This window comes from Streptomyces celluloflavus, from assembly GCA_000720995.1.
Classification (GTDB): Bacteria; Actinomycetota; Actinomycetes; order Streptomycetales; family Streptomycetaceae; genus Streptomyces; species Streptomyces celluloflavus.
Window position 1 is genome coordinate 1 of the sequence record JOEL01000046.1, and the last position, 16,033, is coordinate 16,033.

Below are 16,033 nucleotides of genomic sequence, written 5' to 3' on the forward strand. Positions count from 1 at the left end.
GCTGCAAGGAGAGAGGCGGGTGGGGGGGAGGGGGCAGAGGGGGCGGGCGGCGGTCAGCGCACCGGGACGTACCCGAGCCGTTTGTCGACGACGTTGCGCAGGGGCTGCCCGGCCGCCCACCGGTCGAAGTTGTCCTGGAACTGCTCGGCGAGCGCGGTCCGCCAGCCCTGGGTGTCGCCGCTCATGTGCGGCGAGACGATCAGATGCGGTACGTCCCACAGCGGGCTGTCCGCGGGCAGCGGCTCCCGCTCGAAGACGTCCAGCGCCGCCGCGGCGATCCGCCATCCGCGCAACGCCGCGACCAGGTCCTCCTCGACGACCAGCGGGCCGCGCCCGACGTTGACGAAGCGGGCCGTGGGCTTCATCCGGGCGAACTCCGCCCGGCCGAAGAGCCCGCGGGTCGTCCCGGTCAGCGGCGCCGCGCAGATCACCCAGTCCGCGGGGCCCAGCAGACCGTGCAGCGCCTCGGTGGGGTGCACCCGGCCGAACTCCGGGTCCGCCGTCCGCTCCCGGCGGCCGACCAGCTCGACCGCGACACCCAGCGCCTTCAGGGTGTTGCCGATGGCCCGCCCGATGGGGCCCGAGCCGACCACGACCGCGCGGGTGCCGGCCAGCCGCAGCGTCTCGCGGTGCTGCCAGCGCCGCTGGCGCTGCAACTCCCAGCTGCCGTGGAAATCCTTCGCCATGGCGATCACCAGACCGGCGACGTACTCGGCGATCGGCTGCTCGTAGATGCCCCGCGCGTTGGTCACCACGGTGTCGTCGGCGATCAGCGCCGGACCCAGCACCCGGTCCACGCCGGCGCTCGCGGTGTGCACCCACCGGGGCCGCGGACCGTGCTCGGGCCACGCCCGGCGGACCACGTCGGAGGTGAAGTCCCAGACCAACAGCACGTCGGCGGAGGGGAGTCGGGAGGCGAGGGACGCCTCGTCGGTGAAGCGCACCCGGGCCCGGCCGGTGAGCCGGTCCAGCTTCGGCGGCGGGTCGGAACCGAGGACGAGAACAGTGCTATCGGACATGAGCCAGAAACCGTTCCGAAACGTCTGCCCCTTTCACTGAAGGGGCGCCGAAAGATGCCTGAGATGCGAGGATTGACCACGCTAAGAAGTCGTATCTACCGTGTCAACAACGGCTCTGTCCCGACGTCCCGGCTTGCACCGGCTGTACCACATACACGGCCACTGGTGTGGCCGTCAGCCCTCCGTTCTCCTAGGGGCCTACATGGACGTCTCCTTTCTGGGAGGCCCGCAGCCTCAGCTCGGAGTGGGCGTGGTCGCCCCCTTCGACTTCGCACTCGACCGCGAGCTGTGGCGCTGGGTTCCCGACGATGTGTCCCTCCACCTCACCCGGACTCCCTTCGTGCCCGTCGAGGTCGGCCTCGACCTGGCCAGGCTGGTCAGCGAGCACGAGACCCTGCATGCCGCCGTCCAGGCGCTGCATGCGGTATCCCCGCAGGTCATCGCCTATGTCTGCACCTCCGGCAGCTTCGTCTCCGGGATCGCGGGCGAACGGGCCATCTGCGCCGCCATGACCCGGGCGGGGACGGTGCCCGCCCTCACCACCTCGGGCGCCCTGGTCGAAGCGCTGCGCGAGACCGGCGCCCGGCGCGTCGCCGTGGTGACGCCCTACACCAAATCCGTCACCGACTCCCTGGAGGACTTCCTCGGCGAGGCGGGCATCACGGTCACCGGCCGCGCCTACCTCGGACTGACCCGGCACATCTGGAAGGTGTCCTACCGCGATGTCGTCGACATGGCCCGTGCGGCGGCGGTCGGCGCGGCCGACGCGCTCTTCCTCAGCTGTACGAACCTGCCGACGTACGACGTCATCCCGCAGCTGGAGGCCGAGCTGCGGATGCCGGTGCTCTCCGCCAACCAGGTCACCATGTGGGCCGCGCTGCGCGCCATCGGCGCCGCCGCGGTAGGGCCGTACCAGGCGCTGCTCGACCCGGTGGCGCGGCGCGGACCGGCCGCGATGTCCGGACCGGCCGCGGTGCCCGGACAGGGTGGCGGGACGCCGGACGGAACGCCGCGGGCCGACCCCGGGGCCGCCGCCCTCGCGGTCCCGCCGGCGCCGCCCGACACCGAGTGGGGCGACGGCCTCGATCCGCCGCCCCGTCTGCCCGAGGGCCCCGCCCCCCGGCCGCCGGGCTGAGCGCGGCCCGGAGATCCCACCGGGTGGCCGGGGCCGGCGGTGCGCACCGCCGGCCCCGGCCACCCCGGCCGCGGTGCGGCCCCTGCCGCGGCCCCGCCGCCGTATCCGCGAAGGAGACCCGTATGGCATCGGTCGGCTTCCTCTACCCCGGCCACTCCGCCGAGGACGACTACCCCCGGCTCGAAGCGCTGCTGGGCGGCACGGTCCGCCTGCCGCTGGTCCACACCGACATCGGCGAGGACGCCCACCGGGTGGCCGCGCTACGGGAGATGGGCGCCGCCGGACGGCTCGCCGCGGGCGTCGCCGAGCTCCGGGAACGCGGCGCCCAGGCGGTCGTCTGGGCCTGCACCAGCGCCAGTTTCGTCTTCGGCCCGGACGGCGCCCGCGCACAGGTCAGGGAGCTGTCCGCCGCCGCGGGACTGCCCGCCTCCAGCACCTCCTTCGCCTTCGCGCACGCCGTCACCGCGCTCGGCGCCCGGCGGGTCGCGATCGCCGCCACCTACCCCGCCGACGTCGCCGAGCACTTCCACACGTTCCTGAAAGCCGCCGGTACGGACGTGGTCGCCACCCGCGGCAGCGGCATCCTCACCGCCGCCGAGGTCGGCACCTGGGACCGCGCACAGGTGCTGCGGCTGGCCCGCGCCGGGGACCACCCGGACGCCGAGGCGGTCCTGCTCCCCGATACCGCCCTGCACACCGCGGAGCTGCTGCCCGCCCTCGAAGCGGCGCTCGGCAAACCGGTGCTCACCGCCAATCAGGTCACGGTCTGGGAGGGGCTCCGCCTCCTCGGCCGCGAGATCGCCTGCCCGGCACTCGGCACCCTCTTCACCCGGAGCGCACCGGCCCGCCGACCCGCGGACCACGGAGCCTGACCGCGCGGCGCGCCACCCCGGGAATAACCGGAGAAGAGCTCCGGTTACCCTGCTCGCAGACCAGCGACGCGAGGAGGACCCGTACCGTGAGCGGCGAAGACGAGACCCGGGGCGACGACGAGATCCGGGGCACGGCCAGGGGCACCGCACCCGTCCCGCTGTCCGTACTCGACCTGGTGACGGTCGGCGCGGGCAGTACCGCGGCGGACGCGGTGCGCACCGCCGTCGGCATCGCCCGCACGGCCGAGCGCCGCGGCTTCCACCGCTACTGGGTCGCCGAACACCACTCCATGCCCGGCGTCGCCTCCTCCTCGCCCGCGGTGCTGCTCGCCCACCTCGCCGCGCACACGGCGACGATCCGGCTCGGCTCCGGCGGCGTCATGCTGCCCAACCACGCGCCGCTGGTGATCGCTGAGCAGTTCGGGACGCTGGAGGCGATGGCCCCCGGCCGCGTCGACCTGGGCCTGGGCCGCGCCCCGGGCACCGACGGCGCCACCGCCACCGCGCTGCGCCGCACCGCGCCGGGCCGGCCGGGCGCCCCCGCCCCGCACGAGGGCGCGGACGAATTCCCGCAGCAACTGGCCGAATTGACCCGCTTCCTCGACGGCACTTTCCCCGACGGCCACCCCTACGCCCGGATCCACGCGGTCCCCGGCCCGGTCCAGGGCACCTCGCCCGGCGGTGTGCAGTCCGCGCACCGGCCGCCCCTGTGGCTGCTCGGCTCCTCCGGCTTCAGCGCCCGGCTGGCCGGTTCGCTCGGCCTGCCGTTCGCCTTCGCGCACCACTTCTCCGCCGCCAACACCGTCCCCGCCCTCGACCTCTACCGGGCGTCCTTCCGCCCCTCCGAGGTGCTGGCCGCGCCCTACGCCCTGATCGGCGTCTCGGCGCTGGCCGCCGAGGACGAGCGGGAGGCCCGCCGGCAGGTCCTGACCGGCGCGCTCTCCATGATCCGGCTGCGCACCGGCCGCCCCGGCCTGATCCCCACCCCGGAGGAGGCCGCGGCCCACCACTTCAGCGCGGTGGAACGCGACTTCGTCGACGGCTGGCTCGGCAATGTCGTCCACGGCACCCCGGACGCGGTCCGCCAGGGCCTGGACGACCTCGTCAAGCGCACCGGCGCCGACGAGCTGATGATCACCGCCAACGCCCACGGCGCCCCGGCCCGGCTCCGCTCGTACGAGCTGATCGCCGACGCCTACGGGCTGCCGCAGGGCTGACGCGGGGCCGACGGTCCGGGGGCCTGTACGCCGGCCGGCTGCCGACCCGGGTGCCGGCCGGTCAGCGGCCGGTGCGGCGGCCCGCGTCGAGCAGCTCCGCGACCCGGTCGGGGGCGACCGGACGGGAGTAGAGCCAGCCCTGGCCGGTGTCACAGCCGATCCGGCGCAGCCGCTCGGCCTGCTCCGCGCTCTCCACGCACTCCGCGGTGACCGTCAGCCCGAGCCGGTGCGCCAGCGCGACCAGGGCCTCCACGATCATCTCGTCCGCCGGATTGGGATGCTCCGGCGAGCGGAAACCGTGCACGAAGGACCCGTCCAGCTTCAGCACGGACACCGGGAGGCGGCTGAGGTAGGCGAGGTTGGAGTAACCGGTGCCGAAGTCGTCGATGGCGATCCGTACGCCCATATCGCTGAGCGCCTGGAGGGCCTGGAGCGGCCGGCCCGCCGAACCCATCACCGCGGACTCGGTCAGCTCCAGCTGGAGCAGCCGCGCCGGCAGCCCCGACTCGGCCAGGATGCCGGCCACGTCCGCGACCAGATCCGAGTCCCACACCTGGCGTACGGCCACATTGACGCTGACGAACAGCGGCTGGCCGCCGGGGTGCGCCAGCTGCCAGGCGCGTGCCTGATGGCAGGCGCGCGCCAGGACCCAGCGGCCCAGTTCGACGATCGCGCCGTTCTCCTCCGCCAGCGCGATGAACCGATTCGGCGAGAGCGTCCCGAACTGCGGATGGCGCCAGCGCACCAGCGCCTCGACGCCCTGTGCCCGCCCGTCGTCCAGCCCGACCAGCGGCTGGTATTCGAGCATGAACTCGCCGCGGTCCACGGCCGGCCGCAGCGTGCTGGACAGCGCCTGCCGGGTCATCCGGTGGGCGTTGCGCTCCGGGTCGAAGAGCGTCCAGCGGGCCTTGCCGTCCTCCTTGGCCCAGAACAGCGTGGTGTCCGCGGCCTGCATCAGACCGGTCGCCGTGGTGCCGGCGGCGGCCCGCTCCACCACACCGATGCTCGCCGAGACCGACAGTCGCTGCCCGGCCAGGTCGAACGGCCGCTGGAGCGCGTCCAGGACGCACTGCGCCAGCTCGGCCAGCTGATCGGTGCCGGTGGAGTCCTCCACCAGGAGCGCGAACTCGTCGCCGCCCAGCCGCGCCACCAGACGGCCCCGGCCGGGGTTCGTCCCGCGCTCCGCGGCGGCGTCCGCGCAGTGCGTCAGCCGCTGCGCCACCGCGCTCAGCAGCCGGTCGCCGACGCGGTGCCCGAGGGTGTCGTTGACGGCCTTGAAACCGTCCAGGTCGAGATAGCAGAGCCCGATCCGGCCCGTACCGGCCGACTCGAAGGCGGCCGCCTCCAGCGCGGCGGAGAGCCGTTCGAAGAACAGCGCGCGGTTGGGCAGCCGGGTCACCGGATCGTGCATCTGGAGGTGCCGCAGCCGGGCCAGCAGATCGTGCCGGTCGCTGATGTCCACCACCGACAGCAGTGCCCGCTCCGCACCGGCCAGCGGTTCGACGGTCACCTCCACCCAGCGGGAGTGCCCGTCGGGGCGGGTCAGGCGGCGGGTGCAGCGCAGCCGCTCGCCGCGGCCGCACAGCACTTCGCGGTACGCGCTCCACACCCGCGGGTCCGCGCCGAGGTCGGTGAGGTCCGCGGCGGTGGCGTCGACCAGGTCGTCGGGGTCGGCGCCGAGCAGTTCGCCGAGAGCGGGGTTGGCGGCGAGGACCAGACCGTCGCGGTCGAGGAGCGCCATCGCCAGGTGGGCGGAGTGAAAGGCGGTGCGGTAGTCGCCGAGCGAGGCGGCCGTCCGCTCGCGAGGCGCCGTGTCGGTGCAGTGGACGGTCCGGGCGCACGGCCGGCCGCCGGATTCCTTGGTCGTGCCATCACGCTCCGTCACTGAAGGAAGCGTCGCTCCGGGCGCGCGGCCCGTGCTGTCGGGGTGTCCGCTCACTGCTCGCTCCCGCATGGCGCTTGTCTCGTGCTGGAGGGGGGATCTCGCGCTGGAAAGTGTGGCGATCATAGAGGCTGCCGCAACGGCCGAGCCAGCGACGCAGCCGTGATCATCAGCACGCGTGACGGAACTTCAGCCATTTCTGCCCGGCTCTGTTCGCGTAGATTGCCCCGTTGGTCGTTTGTGACTTTCCGTAATGGTGTGGGGGTGTCCGGCGGTCACTCGTCCGGGCGCCGGTAGCAGGGCGAAGAGCGGTAAATCGGCACAGGGTGGGTGGGGCATCCCGATTTCCTCCCTGGAGGCCGATGTGCCGTGCATCCGGACACCCGACGGGGTGGTGGAACGCCGACGGCTGCGCCGCCTCGCGGCCGTCGCCACCTCCCTGAGCGCGATGGTCGCGACCTCCGTCGGCGCCGGGCCCGCCACCGCCTCCGCACCCGCCCTGCGCTGCGCGCTGGGCCGCACGGACGTCCACCACTCCGAGGGCCTCGCCAGCTGGAACGGCGCCTATCCGCGCCCCGACCACCCGCTCGACGCCGTGATGATCTTCCTGTCCTTCCCGGACGCCCGCCCCGCCCTCACTCCGCGGAAGCTGTCCGCGGACTACTTCCCCGCGACCACCCGCTTCTTCGACCGCGCCTCGTACGGGAAGTTCCGGCTCCGGCCACACATCCAGGAGAAATGGGTACGGATGCCGCACTCCTCCCGCAGTTACGGCATACGCCGCGACTGGGACCCCGGCCGCCGTACGGCCTATCTCCACGACGCGGTCGCCGCCGCGGCTCCCTCGGTCGACTTCAGCCGCTACGACCTGGTCTATCTCGTCGCCGACCCCGGCGCCCCGGGCGTCGACTCGGACGCCACCAAGGTCGTCAACCTCGACCAGCCGATACACGTCGGCCACGCCGATCTGCGCCGGTTCGTCACCGTCTTCGAGCAGAGCCCGCCGGACCGCAACGTCCTCGCCCACGAGACCGGGCACGTCTTCGACCTGCCGGACCTCTACCACCGGCCGCAGAGCGGCAAGGGCGACTGGGACACCTACGTGGGCGACTGGGACCTCATGGGCAGCCAGTTCGGCCTGGCGCCGGAACCCTTCGCCTGGCACAAGTGGAAGCTCGGCTGGATCGACGACCGCCAGGTCGACTGCGCCGAGCCGAGCGCCTCCTCCGTGCACTCGCTGCGGCCCCTGTCCGCTCCCATGGAACCGGGCGACGAGCGCCGGTCGCGGCTGCTGGTGGTCCGCACCGGACCCGGCAGCGCCCTCGCCGTCGAGGCGCGCGACGCGACCGGTAACGACCGCTCCCTGTGCAAGGAGGGTGTCCTGGTCTACCGGGTCCGCAACGACACCGCCTCGGGGGCCGGCGCCGTACAGGTCCTCGACGGCCACCCCGGCACCGAGGCGTGCCGCGGCACCTCCGTCTACCCGCCGCTCGCGGACGCGCCACTGGGCGTGGGGGAGAGCCTGAACGTCGCCCAGGACGGCATCCGGATCCAGGTCGAGGGGCGGACGGTTGACGGGGACTGGTCGGTCAAGGTGGGGCGCGGATGACGGGCCCGGCGTGGCGGACACCGGCGGCGCGGGGACGCCGGCGGCGTGGCGGACACCGGCCGTGCGACGGGTACGACGAAGGCCCCCACCGTGGTGGGGGCCTTCGACTGTCTGTGCGCCGCCAGGGACTCGAACCCCGGACCCGCTGATTAAGAGTCAGCTGCTCTAACCAACTGAGCTAGCGGCGCCTGCTGACGGGTGAAACATTAGCACCCGGACCGGGGAGGGCAAAAATCGGTTTGTCTCAGCGAGCGGACAGGGCCGAAACGGGCCGCTGCGGGGCGCTGTCGGCACCGGCCCCGGCCTCGGCACCGGCCTCGGCCCCGTGCCCGGTGGCGGCCGCCGCGCGGGCGGCACGGACACAGGCCCACAGCAGGATGTCCGGGCCGGGCAGCCAGGGGATGCGGACGTCCGGCGCCACCAGCCAGCGGGAGCCGGCCGGGGCGTCGGCGGCGCCCTGGTCCGCACCGTCCGCCGCGCCCCGTGGATACAGCGGCGGGACGGTCACCGCGTCGCCGCTGCCGTGACACAGCAGCGGCGGGACGGCGGCGGCCCACTCCTCCCAGGCGAGCAGCGCGGGCAGTCGCTGCGCGGTCCCGGGGGCCGCGAACAGCAGGATCCGGCCGCGGTGCGCCGCCACCGGGCCGGAACCGGGACCGGCGGACCATAACCGGTCCACCATCCGGCGCCCGAAGAGCGCCGGGGCGTTGATCACGTCGAAGGCGGTACCGCACGGCAGCACGCTCGGCGCGGCCGGCCGCGCGGCCCACAGGGCGTGCACACTGCGCGGGTAGGGGCTGGCGGAGGCGAGCCAGTCGGCGCCGGCGAGGGTCACGTAGGACGCGGTGGGAAAGGCAAGGGTGCGGGGAGTGTCGGGCAGCCAGTCGCTCATGGGACAGGTCTACCGATACGACGCGAGCCGATTCCGCTGATTGCCGGAAACCGGGACAGGGCGGGCCGGTAAGGGGTATCTTCCGCGCCCCGCATATGCCAAGAACCCATGGCCGTGGACCATGAGCTCTCGCGGGACATATGAGGCGCGCGGTGTGCAGGGCCGGGCCCCGGCCCGCCCCGGTTGCTCAGTCCCCGCCGTCGAGAAGCACATCGTCCCGCATCAGACCGCGGCCGAACTCGACCATCTTCCGGGCGTAGTCCTCCGTCCAGCCCGCGCGCTCCGCGAGCACCGGCATCGGCAGCCGGTCGAAGCGCTTGGGGTCGGCCAGCTGCGCGGCCGCCAGCGCCTGGAACTCCGTCGCGCGGTCGGCCGCCGCGCGGAAGGCGTTGGTCAGCTCGGTGGCCCGGCCGAGCAGCTCACGCGGGTCCTCGATCGACTCCAGGCCGAAGAAGTGCTCGGGGTCCGCCGTGTCCTCGGGCGGCTCGAAGAGCAGCGGCGCGGGCTTCCTGCGCCGGTGGTCGGGCGCCGTACCGCGGGGGTCGGGAGCCGGTCGCGGCTCGGACATGAAGGTACCTCCAGGATCGTGTGCCGCAATCCATTCTCCCGCCCCGCGCAAGTAGGCCCTCGGGGACGGCGCCGAAGGGCCCGCACGGGGCCGGGACGGCACCCGGGCCGGGGCCGCCGGCGGCGCTCCGGGAGGCACACCAGGCCGGCGCGGCCGGCCTCCCGGCCCCGGGCCTGCCGCGCCCTGCCGAGAGCTCTCCGAACAAACCGGGACGTTCTCATTTCAACTGGCGCGTCTCTTCGATCAGGGCCTGTTGACCATGAAGGCCGGATAACCGGAGAACGACCCCTGAGGCTTCCTGTCCACCCCGTTCGGCGTCGCGCACGAACCGCTGAAGAAGCTGCTGCCCCAAGGGGTGACGGTCCGCCCGTTCGGACACTGCTCCCGCCGCGCCCGGGGCACCTCCCGCACGGTGCAGGTGCGGACGATCCGGTCCTACGGCGCACCTCGGCGTTGCCCGTTGTGGTCGCCGCCGGGGGCCGTCGTCGGGTGGAACCCCGCTCGCTTCAAGTTTGATCAGAAGCCGTGCCGCATACGGGCCTTGTCCCGGTCTCGCTGTTCCAGACCGGGGAACGAGCGTTCGTCGAGGGCTCGGGTGAGCTGTGCCTGGAGGACCGAGGCGTCATCGACGCTCAGGAACACCTCCTCTGTGGAGAGGTGCACCGGGCCACGGAAGACCATGGCCGAGACGGCGACACGGTCCCCGACCAGACGTGCACCACCGGTGAGCCTCAGCCTGTGAGGGGCTTTGTCGTCCGTCATGCCGAGCACGCTACGGAGCGCGGAAGTGAGGGGCCATGTCGTTGCACGATCTTGCACGAGGATTATCCGAGCGAGTTGATCGCCGCTGTGATGAGGGCACGGGCAGCCGAGCCGTAGACGGCCATCTCCGCCAGTTGGGAGAACGCCTCGGCGTACACGGCGATCTCGCTGGGCGCCGACACGTTCACGGCGGCTGTGAGCAGTTCGACGCTCGTGCGGTGGTCGTCGAACAGATAGAACGCCTCCAGTGGCCACACGCGCCGCTCAGCCGTGAACGGGATGATGCCGAGGCTGACGTTCGGAAGGGCCATCACCGCCAGCAGGTAGCCGAGCTGGCCGGCCATCGTGCCGGCGTCGCCGATGCGGTACCGGAGCACGGTCTCTTCCAGGAGCAGGGCGAACCGGTGGCCGCCTTCACGGACCACATGTGAACGCTCGACCCGTGAAGCCGCGGCCTCCGGCGAGTCGTCCGGGGTGCCTTGAAAAGCAGCGATAGTGGAGAGCAGAGCAGTCGCGTACGCCTCGGTCTGGAGTATGCCGGGCACGACGTTCGAGCAGTACACGCGGAAGCGCCGGGTGCTCTCGTACAGGGGGACAACTTCCTCCTGTGCCCGGCGCATCCCGTGCCGGTGGAGCTTTTTCCAGTGCACATACATGTGGTCGGCACGGCGGTTCGCCGCTACCAGATCGGCGGCTTGGTCCTCTGCTCCGCACGCTGCGCACCATGCCCGGATGTCGCTGTCGGAGGCGGCTGTCCTGGCCCGCTCGATGCGTGACGACTTCGCCGGACTCCACCCACACCGAAGGGCCAGCTCCTGCCCGGTCAGCTCGGCGTCTCTGCGCAGCTCCCCGAGACGAGCGGCGAGGACTTCACGGGCGGCCTGAGCGCTGGACGAGGGGGAAGCGGACATGAGTGGGCTCTTCGGCTCTCCGCTGGCTCAGACCGTGTACGTCTCGTGCGGGATACCGCGCTCCCAGACGGCCTCGAACGCGGCCGACGCCAGCCGGACCACCGCCGGCTCGGAGCGAATCTCCCAGCCCGGTCGGGACCAGTCGCCGGCCCCGGAGAAGTGGTTGAACAGCACGGTCTCACCGTCGAACACCCAACAGTCGTTTCCGGGCAGGGCGATGTCCGACGCCTGGCGCCTGGGCAGCCAGCGGACTCGCTCCCCGGCACGCACGTTGACCACCGTGCCGGCGTGCTCGTACCGGATGTAATCGGTGACCGGTTCGGAGACGACGCGGGCGCGACGGACCACCACGCCCCGGGCTACCGTGCCCCGAATCACCTCAACCCAAGGCGCCCAGTACTCGGAAGCGGGGTCCACGTCCCGTTGCCCCGTGCGCTGCCAGGTCTCGAAATCCTCGGCCTCATCGCCGACCCCGTACGCGTCGCGCATCTCCAAGTGCACGGCCGAGTGCTTGGCCGCTGCCAGCAGCTCGTCAAATCCCGGCTCGTTCTGCGACATCGCACGCCTCCCTGAGCATCGGCACCATACGGGCCGGAATCCGGATCACGGCCTCCTGCGGGGGAATCCCCGGCGTGTGTCCGGGAACCTCGAACGCCGCGCACTCCGCCGCCAGCTTCTCGTCCGGTTTCCGGCCCTGGAGCACCAGTTCCGCGTTCTCCTCGTCCACCCAGATGGTGGGGGAACCCTGCTGCCCCGTGTCCGGATCAATCCCGATGAACCGCAGTGCCATGACTGCCTCCGGTGTCGAATGGCTTACGCCAGCTTGCATGAGCTTCCCGGTGGCGAGTCGTCAGCGTCAAGGGCGCGGCAGTGGCCGTGCAGCCCGCACCTGCGCTGCGAGCCTCCGCCTCCCCCGCTCCGTCAACTCAAGGCCGCCACCGCACCCGGTGCTCCGAGAGGTGTGCCAGGACGGCGTGATGGGCCTCCCAGCCGTCCGGGAACTTCACCGCCACGCCGAGCTGTACCGGCTCCGTCGAGGGGTGTTCGTCCAGCAGCTCCGCGACGCCGGCCCGGCACACCACGATGCAGGCATGGCGGTGGCGCGAGGCGAGTACGCACAGCCGGCCGGTCTCCAGGTGGAAGGCGGTGGCGTCCGGCCGGCCGGAGAGCGGGTGCAGGACGACCGTGACATCGAACTCGCGTCCCTGGAGGCGGTTGGCGGTGTCCACCGCGACGCCGCTCACCCCCAGATCGGTGAGCGCCGCGCGGACGGCCGCCGCCTGGTCGCGGTGGGCCGTGCCGACCGCGATCCGGGCGGCCGTCAGCGGCGCCGGATCCGCCGACCGCTCGCTGGTCGCCGCGCCGCCGCGGTCCAGCAGCCGGCGCACCACCAGGGCCACCGCGCGCACCGCCTCCGGATCCGTCCGCGGCGTATGGCGGGCGGGGAGTTCGAGCAGGCCCCAGCCGGACTCGGCGGCCTCGTCCAGGACGCGGTCCACGCCCGAGCCGTCCCCGGCCACGGCGAACGCCAGCCGCCGGTCGCCGTGGCCGGTGCCGCTGCGGAACGGCGTGTACGGATAGAACGCGGCGGAGACCAGCGGCGCGGCGGAGGCCGGCAGCCGCCACGAGACCGGCAGCCGGTGCTGCGGCAGACCGGGGTTGTGGGCCAGCAGCGTGGCGACCGCGCTCGACGACGGGTCGTAGGCCAGCCCGGCCCACTGGTCGGCGCCGACCACGCTGAACGGGTCCAGCTGCCCCGGATCGCCGACGAACAGCGCCCGTTCGAAGAGCCCGGCGACGGACAGCAGCGCGTCCGACCGCATCTGGTACGCCTCGTCCACGATGGCGTGCCGCCACGGCTCGGCCACCTTGATGAAGGCCCATTTCGCGGCCGTCGAGACGACGACGTCCAGCTCGGCCAGGTCCGCGATCTTCGCGGACGTACGGACCGCGGGCAGCCCGGTCAGCGCCGGATCGTACGCGCCGGGCTCGCTGCTGTGCAGCCGGCCGACCGGCAGCTGCGGATCCTGTTCGGCGAGCCGCAGCACCAGGTCGTCCACCTGGGCGTTGGTCTGCGCGACCACCATCAACGGGCGCCCCGCGGCGGCCAGTTCGCGGGCCGCCCGGACCACCAGGGTGGACTTGCCGGCGCCGGGCGGGGAGTCGACCACCACTCCGCGGTGGTCGCCGTGCAGCGTGTCGTGCAGGATCGCGTCGGTCGCGGCGGCGGCCGCCGCGGCGGGGGTGCGGGTGCCGGTCACAGCAGATCCTCCGCGGTCACGGGGTCGGGGCTCTCCGCGGCCGGGTCCGGCGGCGGGCCGCCGTGCGTCCAGGGAGTGTCCTGCGGGTCGGGCAGCGCGGGGCCGCCGCGCGGGGCGTGCTCGAAGAGGGTCCAGCACACCGTGTCGTCCGGCTCCGGCACCGAACCGGGCGCCGGCTCCCGGCCGCGCCCCATGCCGCCGGTCAGCCGCACCACCGGCGCATCCGGCTCGTCCGGCGCGAACCCGGCGAACTCGGCGGTCTGGGTCTTCCCGTCGGCCAGTGAGCGGTAGAGCTTGCCGCCCTCGGACAGCTGCGGCCGGTCGGCGGTGCGCAGCGTGACGAGCGGGCGCGGCATCGGCCGCCGGCCCTCGGAGAACGCCGGCTCGACCGCGGTGACGGTGCCCTGGAACGCCGCACCGGCCAGCCGCCGACCCGCCATCACCAGCGGGTCGTCCAGGGCCTCCTGCGCGTCCAGCTGCGCCTGCGCGCTCTCCCGGGCGGAGAGTTTCCGCGCGGCGGTGACGGCGTCGTCCCGGCGGGGCTGCGGTGGCTCCCCGGCGCGTACCCGGTCGCGGTGCGCGGTGTACGACCAGCGGTCGCGTTTCCAGCGGTCGGCGACGTGGGCGCCCGCCGGGAGGGCGCGCAGCAGGTCGATGCCGTGCCACACGGCGTCCCAGGTCGGCCGCAGCAGGCTCTCGACGAGGTCGCGGACGCCGTCCTCGGCGCCCGGCAGTCCGGCGTCGTAGCGGGCCATCGCGGGGGCGAGCAGCCGGTTGTCGAACGCCGGGTCGGTGGCGGGCCCGGCCGGCGGGCAGCGCAGCTGGCCGTCCGCGTCCCGCGCCGACTCCGCGTACTCGGCCGCGGCCCGCCCCGAGGTCCCCGGCGGCGGGTCGATCCAGACGAGCAGCGCGCCCAGATGCTGGTCCTCCAGCATGCTCTGGCCGGTCGCCCAGTGGCGGGTCAGCAGCCCCGTCATGGGCAGCAGCAGACTCGCGCCGGGCACCCGGGCCCGCTCGCCGACATGCGTGAACCAGCGGCCCAGGAGCGGGACCTGCGGCGGCGCGGGATACGGCGCCTGCGGATCCTGCTCGGCCGTCCGGCGGAACCGCATCGAGCGGCCCAGCAGCCGTACGTACCCGACACCGGGCGTGCTCGGCACGATCAACTGCGGTGCGTCCGCGCAGAGTTCGACCTGGACCGGGACTTTCTTGCCGGTCTCCGGGTCGGTCTCCTGGCGTTCCTCCCACTCGATGCCGTCCGCGAAGCCGTCCAGGTACGGCAGCACCGCCTCGGCCAGCTCGGCGAGGAAGGCGAACCGCAGATCGCGGTCGCGCGGCTGCGGTACGGCCAGCAGCAGCGGCTTCTCGCGGTCCGTGCCGACCAGCGCGCCGAGCGGGGCGCCGGCCTCGCCGGAGGTCGTCAACGGCACCAGGACCAGGGGGCGTTCGGAGAGGTGGCGGTGGCGGACCGTGGTCAGCGGCCGGGCGCGGCCGGCCGCCACCGCCTCCATCCGGGCCAGCGTCTCGATCAGTGACATCCCGGCTCCTCGGGTCGGCGGCCCGCCACCGGGGCGGCGCCGGCCAGCGCCTCGGCGCGCAGCGCGGCCGCCCGGCGCAGGGCGGTGACGGCGGGGTCATCAGGGCTGTCAGGGCTGTCCGGGTAGCCGCCGCACGGGGCGGACCCTTGCGCCGGCGGTCCCGGTGGTCCGGCCGCCGCCGCGAGAACCTCCCCGATGGTGCGCAGACCGCCCAGCTCGCCGCGCAGGCCGCGGCCCAGTGCCGCCACCGCGCCGTCCTCGCGGGAGCGTCCGCGGCAGTGGAAGGCCAGCTCGCAGGCGGCCAGGCACTCGGGGGCGTAATCCGCGTCGACCGCCGCCACGGCCGTGGCCAGCTCCCCGGCCGGGCGGGTCGCCGTCGTGCCGTCGTCCGCGAGCCGCAGATCGAAGGTGGTGCCCGGCGGCAGTGCGGCGGCGATCTCCTCGACCCGGGTGAGCCGGGCCAACTGGCGCCGGGTCGCGGACAGTTGCCGGCGGATGTCGACGGCCGCGGCGGTGGGGAGGTTGGAGAAGTCCTTCGGGCAGACCAGCAGCACCCGGTCGCGGACGCGCACCTCGCGGCCGGTCCGCGCGGCCACCTGCCGGGCCACCCGCTCCAGGGCGAGGACGTAGACCGCCGCCTGCCGGGCCGCGGCGCCCACCTTGGCGGCGTCCGCCGCGCCGTCGATCATCGGGAAGGACTTGATCTCCACGACCGTCCAGCCGCCGTCCGGATGCACCACCACCGCGTCCGGCTCCACATAGGCGGGCGAACCGGCCACCTCGACGGCGAGCAGCGGATGGTCCAGCAGCGACCAGCCGCCCGCCTCGGTCGCCGCGCGCAGCGCCAGCGCCGTCCGCGCCGCACGGCCCTCGGGACCGGCGGCGGACAGATCGGGGACGGCGGTCTCCGCATCCCCGGCCGCCTCCTGCGGTCCCGCGGCGCCCGGCCGCAGCCGCTCGCGCAGCAGCCGCATCAGCTCCGCGCCGCCGTCGGCCTTGACCCGCGCCTCGAAGGCGTTGCCGCGGACGATCGCGAACTGGGACCGGCCGTACGCGGCGGGGGAGCCGAGCGCCTGCGCCAGCGCGGCCTTGTCGACGCCCGCGCCGTCCAGCAGCGCGCGGCGCCGGCAGCCGGGGTTGGCGGCCAGCGCGGCGAGCGCGCGGGCGTCGAGCGCACGCGGCCGGACACCGGGGCCGCGCAGCTCGGTGAGCCGCTGCCGCAGGCCCGGCGTCGGCTGCTCCGCCGGCGGTACGGCCGCCGCGGATCCACTCTCGCGGGAAACGTTCACCCGCGGAAGTCTCGCATCCGGCACTGACAACCGCGGGGGCGCCCGCGCGCGGCCTCCTCCCGCCGCCCGCCCCGCACC

Annotated in this window: 15 protein-coding genes and 1 tRNA gene; 4 read left to right on the forward strand and 12 right to left on the reverse strand. The window is 73.9% G+C overall.

Annotated elements, in window-relative coordinates; all coding sequences use genetic code 11:
- Positions 1-53 precede the first annotated feature (53 nt).
- On the reverse strand, positions 54-1,019 hold the full coding sequence (locus IH09_RS29230) for a D-2-hydroxyacid dehydrogenase (protein WP_052860523.1): 966 nt from the start codon (positions 1,017-1,019) through the stop codon (positions 54-56).
- 202 nt (positions 1,020-1,221) lie between these two features.
- Between IH09_RS29230 and IH09_RS29235 the strand changes: the two genes are divergently transcribed.
- The 3 genes from IH09_RS29235 (at position 1,222) to IH09_RS29245 (ending at position 4,243) form a co-directional block, all read left to right on the forward strand.
- On the forward strand, positions 1,222-2,154 hold the full coding sequence (locus IH09_RS29235) for a maleate cis-trans isomerase family protein (RefSeq protein ID WP_052860524.1): 933 nt from the start codon (positions 1,222-1,224) through the stop codon (positions 2,152-2,154).
- Between the two features lie 122 nt (positions 2,155-2,276).
- A complete protein-coding gene (locus tag IH09_RS29240; protein ID WP_052860525.1) occupies positions 2,277-3,026 on the forward strand; it encodes a maleate cis-trans isomerase family protein in 750 nt (249 codons plus the stop codon).
- An 86-nt stretch (positions 3,027-3,112) separates the two neighbouring features.
- On the forward strand, positions 3,113-4,243 hold the full coding sequence (locus IH09_RS29245; protein WP_052860526.1) for an MsnO8 family LLM class oxidoreductase: 1,131 nt from the start codon (positions 3,113-3,115) through the stop codon (positions 4,241-4,243).
- Between the two features lie 61 nt (positions 4,244-4,304).
- On the opposite strand, the gene IH09_RS29250 is transcribed toward IH09_RS29245, so the two are convergent.
- Positions 4,305-6,128: a putative bifunctional diguanylate cyclase/phosphodiesterase gene (locus tag IH09_RS29250; RefSeq protein ID WP_052860527.1), complete on the reverse strand. Its 1,824-nt coding sequence runs from the start codon at positions 6,126-6,128 to the stop codon at positions 4,305-4,307.
- 361 nt (positions 6,129-6,489) lie between these two features.
- On the opposite strand from IH09_RS29250, the gene IH09_RS29255 reads away from it, so the two are divergent.
- Positions 6,490-7,734: a M6 family metalloprotease domain-containing protein gene (locus tag IH09_RS29255; RefSeq protein WP_052860528.1), complete on the forward strand. Its 1,245-nt coding sequence runs from the start codon at positions 6,490-6,492 to the stop codon at positions 7,732-7,734.
- Between the two features lie 114 nt (positions 7,735-7,848).
- On the opposite strand, the gene IH09_RS29260 is transcribed toward IH09_RS29255, so the two are convergent.
- The 10 genes from IH09_RS29260 to IH09_RS29305 all read right to left on the reverse strand — a co-directional run bounded on the left by IH09_RS29260 (position 7,849) and on the right by IH09_RS29305 (position 15,955).
- A tRNA-Lys gene (locus tag IH09_RS29260) sits at positions 7,849-7,922 on the reverse strand.
- A gap of 56 nt (positions 7,923-7,978) precedes the next feature.
- Positions 7,979-8,626, reverse strand: coding sequence for a bifunctional DNA primase/polymerase (locus IH09_RS29265; protein ID WP_052860529.1), 648 nt, complete (start codon positions 8,624-8,626; stop codon positions 7,979-7,981).
- Positions 8,627-8,813: 187 nt separating this feature from the next.
- Positions 8,814-9,194, reverse strand: a complete 381-nt coding sequence (locus IH09_RS29270; RefSeq protein ID WP_052860530.1) for a hypothetical protein — start codon at positions 9,192-9,194, stop codon at positions 8,814-8,816.
- A 516-nt stretch (positions 9,195-9,710) separates the two neighbouring features.
- Positions 9,711-9,956, reverse strand: a complete 246-nt coding sequence (locus IH09_RS29275) for a hypothetical protein (RefSeq protein WP_094795582.1) — start codon at positions 9,954-9,956, stop codon at positions 9,711-9,713.
- A 62-nt stretch (positions 9,957-10,018) separates the two neighbouring features.
- Positions 10,019-10,867, reverse strand: a complete 849-nt coding sequence (locus IH09_RS29280) for a helix-turn-helix domain-containing protein (protein ID WP_052860532.1) — start codon at positions 10,865-10,867, stop codon at positions 10,019-10,021.
- Positions 10,868-10,894: 27 nt separating this feature from the next.
- The gene (locus tag IH09_RS29285) at positions 10,895-11,425 is read right to left on the reverse strand and encodes a DUF6879 family protein (RefSeq protein WP_052860533.1); all 531 of its coding nucleotides are present in this window, start codon (positions 11,423-11,425) and stop codon (positions 10,895-10,897) included.
- A complete protein-coding gene (locus tag IH09_RS29290; protein ID WP_052860534.1) occupies positions 11,400-11,657 on the reverse strand; it encodes a hypothetical protein in 258 nt (85 codons plus the stop codon). The genes IH09_RS29285 and IH09_RS29290 overlap by 26 nt, the downstream gene beginning before the upstream one ends.
- 136 nt (positions 11,658-11,793) lie before the next feature.
- Entirely contained in the window at positions 11,794-13,128 is a 1,335-nt protein-coding gene (locus IH09_RS29295) for an AAA domain-containing protein (RefSeq protein ID WP_052860535.1), read from the reverse strand.
- On the reverse strand, positions 13,125-14,666 hold the full coding sequence (locus tag IH09_RS29300; protein WP_052860536.1) for a hypothetical protein: 1,542 nt from the start codon (positions 14,664-14,666) through the stop codon (positions 13,125-13,127). Before IH09_RS29300 ends, IH09_RS29295 begins: the two co-directional genes overlap by 4 nt.
- The gene (locus IH09_RS29305; RefSeq protein ID WP_052860537.1) at positions 14,657-15,955 is read right to left on the reverse strand and encodes a hypothetical protein; all 1,299 of its coding nucleotides are present in this window, start codon (positions 15,953-15,955) and stop codon (positions 14,657-14,659) included. Before IH09_RS29305 ends, IH09_RS29300 begins: the two co-directional genes overlap by 10 nt.
- Between the last annotated feature and the right edge of the window lie 78 nt (positions 15,956-16,033).

Coding starts and splice junctions, on each gene's coding strand:
- IH09_RS29230 (WP_052860523.1), bottom strand. CDS start 1,019: ATGTCCGATAGCACTGTTCTCGTCCTCGGTTCCGACCCGCCGCCGAAG.
- IH09_RS29270 (WP_052860530.1), bottom strand. CDS start 9,194: ATGTCCGAGCCGCGACCGGCTCCCGACCCCCGCGGTACGGCGCCCGAC.
- IH09_RS29235 (WP_052860524.1), top strand. CDS start 1,222: ATGGACGTCTCCTTTCTGGGAGGCCCGCAGCCTCAGCTCGGAGTGGGC.
- IH09_RS29280 (WP_052860532.1), bottom strand. CDS start 10,867: ATGTCCGCTTCCCCCTCGTCCAGCGCTCAGGCCGCCCGTGAAGTCCTC.
- IH09_RS29275 (WP_094795582.1), bottom strand. CDS start 9,956: ATGACGGACGACAAAGCCCCTCACAGGCTGAGGCTCACCGGTGGTGCA.
- IH09_RS29265 (WP_052860529.1), bottom strand. CDS start 8,626: ATGAGCGACTGGCTGCCCGACACTCCCCGCACCCTTGCCTTTCCCACC.
- IH09_RS29290 (WP_052860534.1), bottom strand. CDS start 11,657: ATGGCACTGCGGTTCATCGGGATTGATCCGGACACGGGGCAGCAGGGT.
- IH09_RS29240 (WP_052860525.1), top strand. CDS start 2,277: ATGGCATCGGTCGGCTTCCTCTACCCCGGCCACTCCGCCGAGGACGAC.
- IH09_RS29300 (WP_052860536.1), bottom strand. CDS start 14,666: ATGTCACTGATCGAGACGCTGGCCCGGATGGAGGCGGTGGCGGCCGGC.
- IH09_RS29285 (WP_052860533.1), bottom strand. CDS start 11,425: ATGTCGCAGAACGAGCCGGGATTTGACGAGCTGCTGGCAGCGGCCAAG.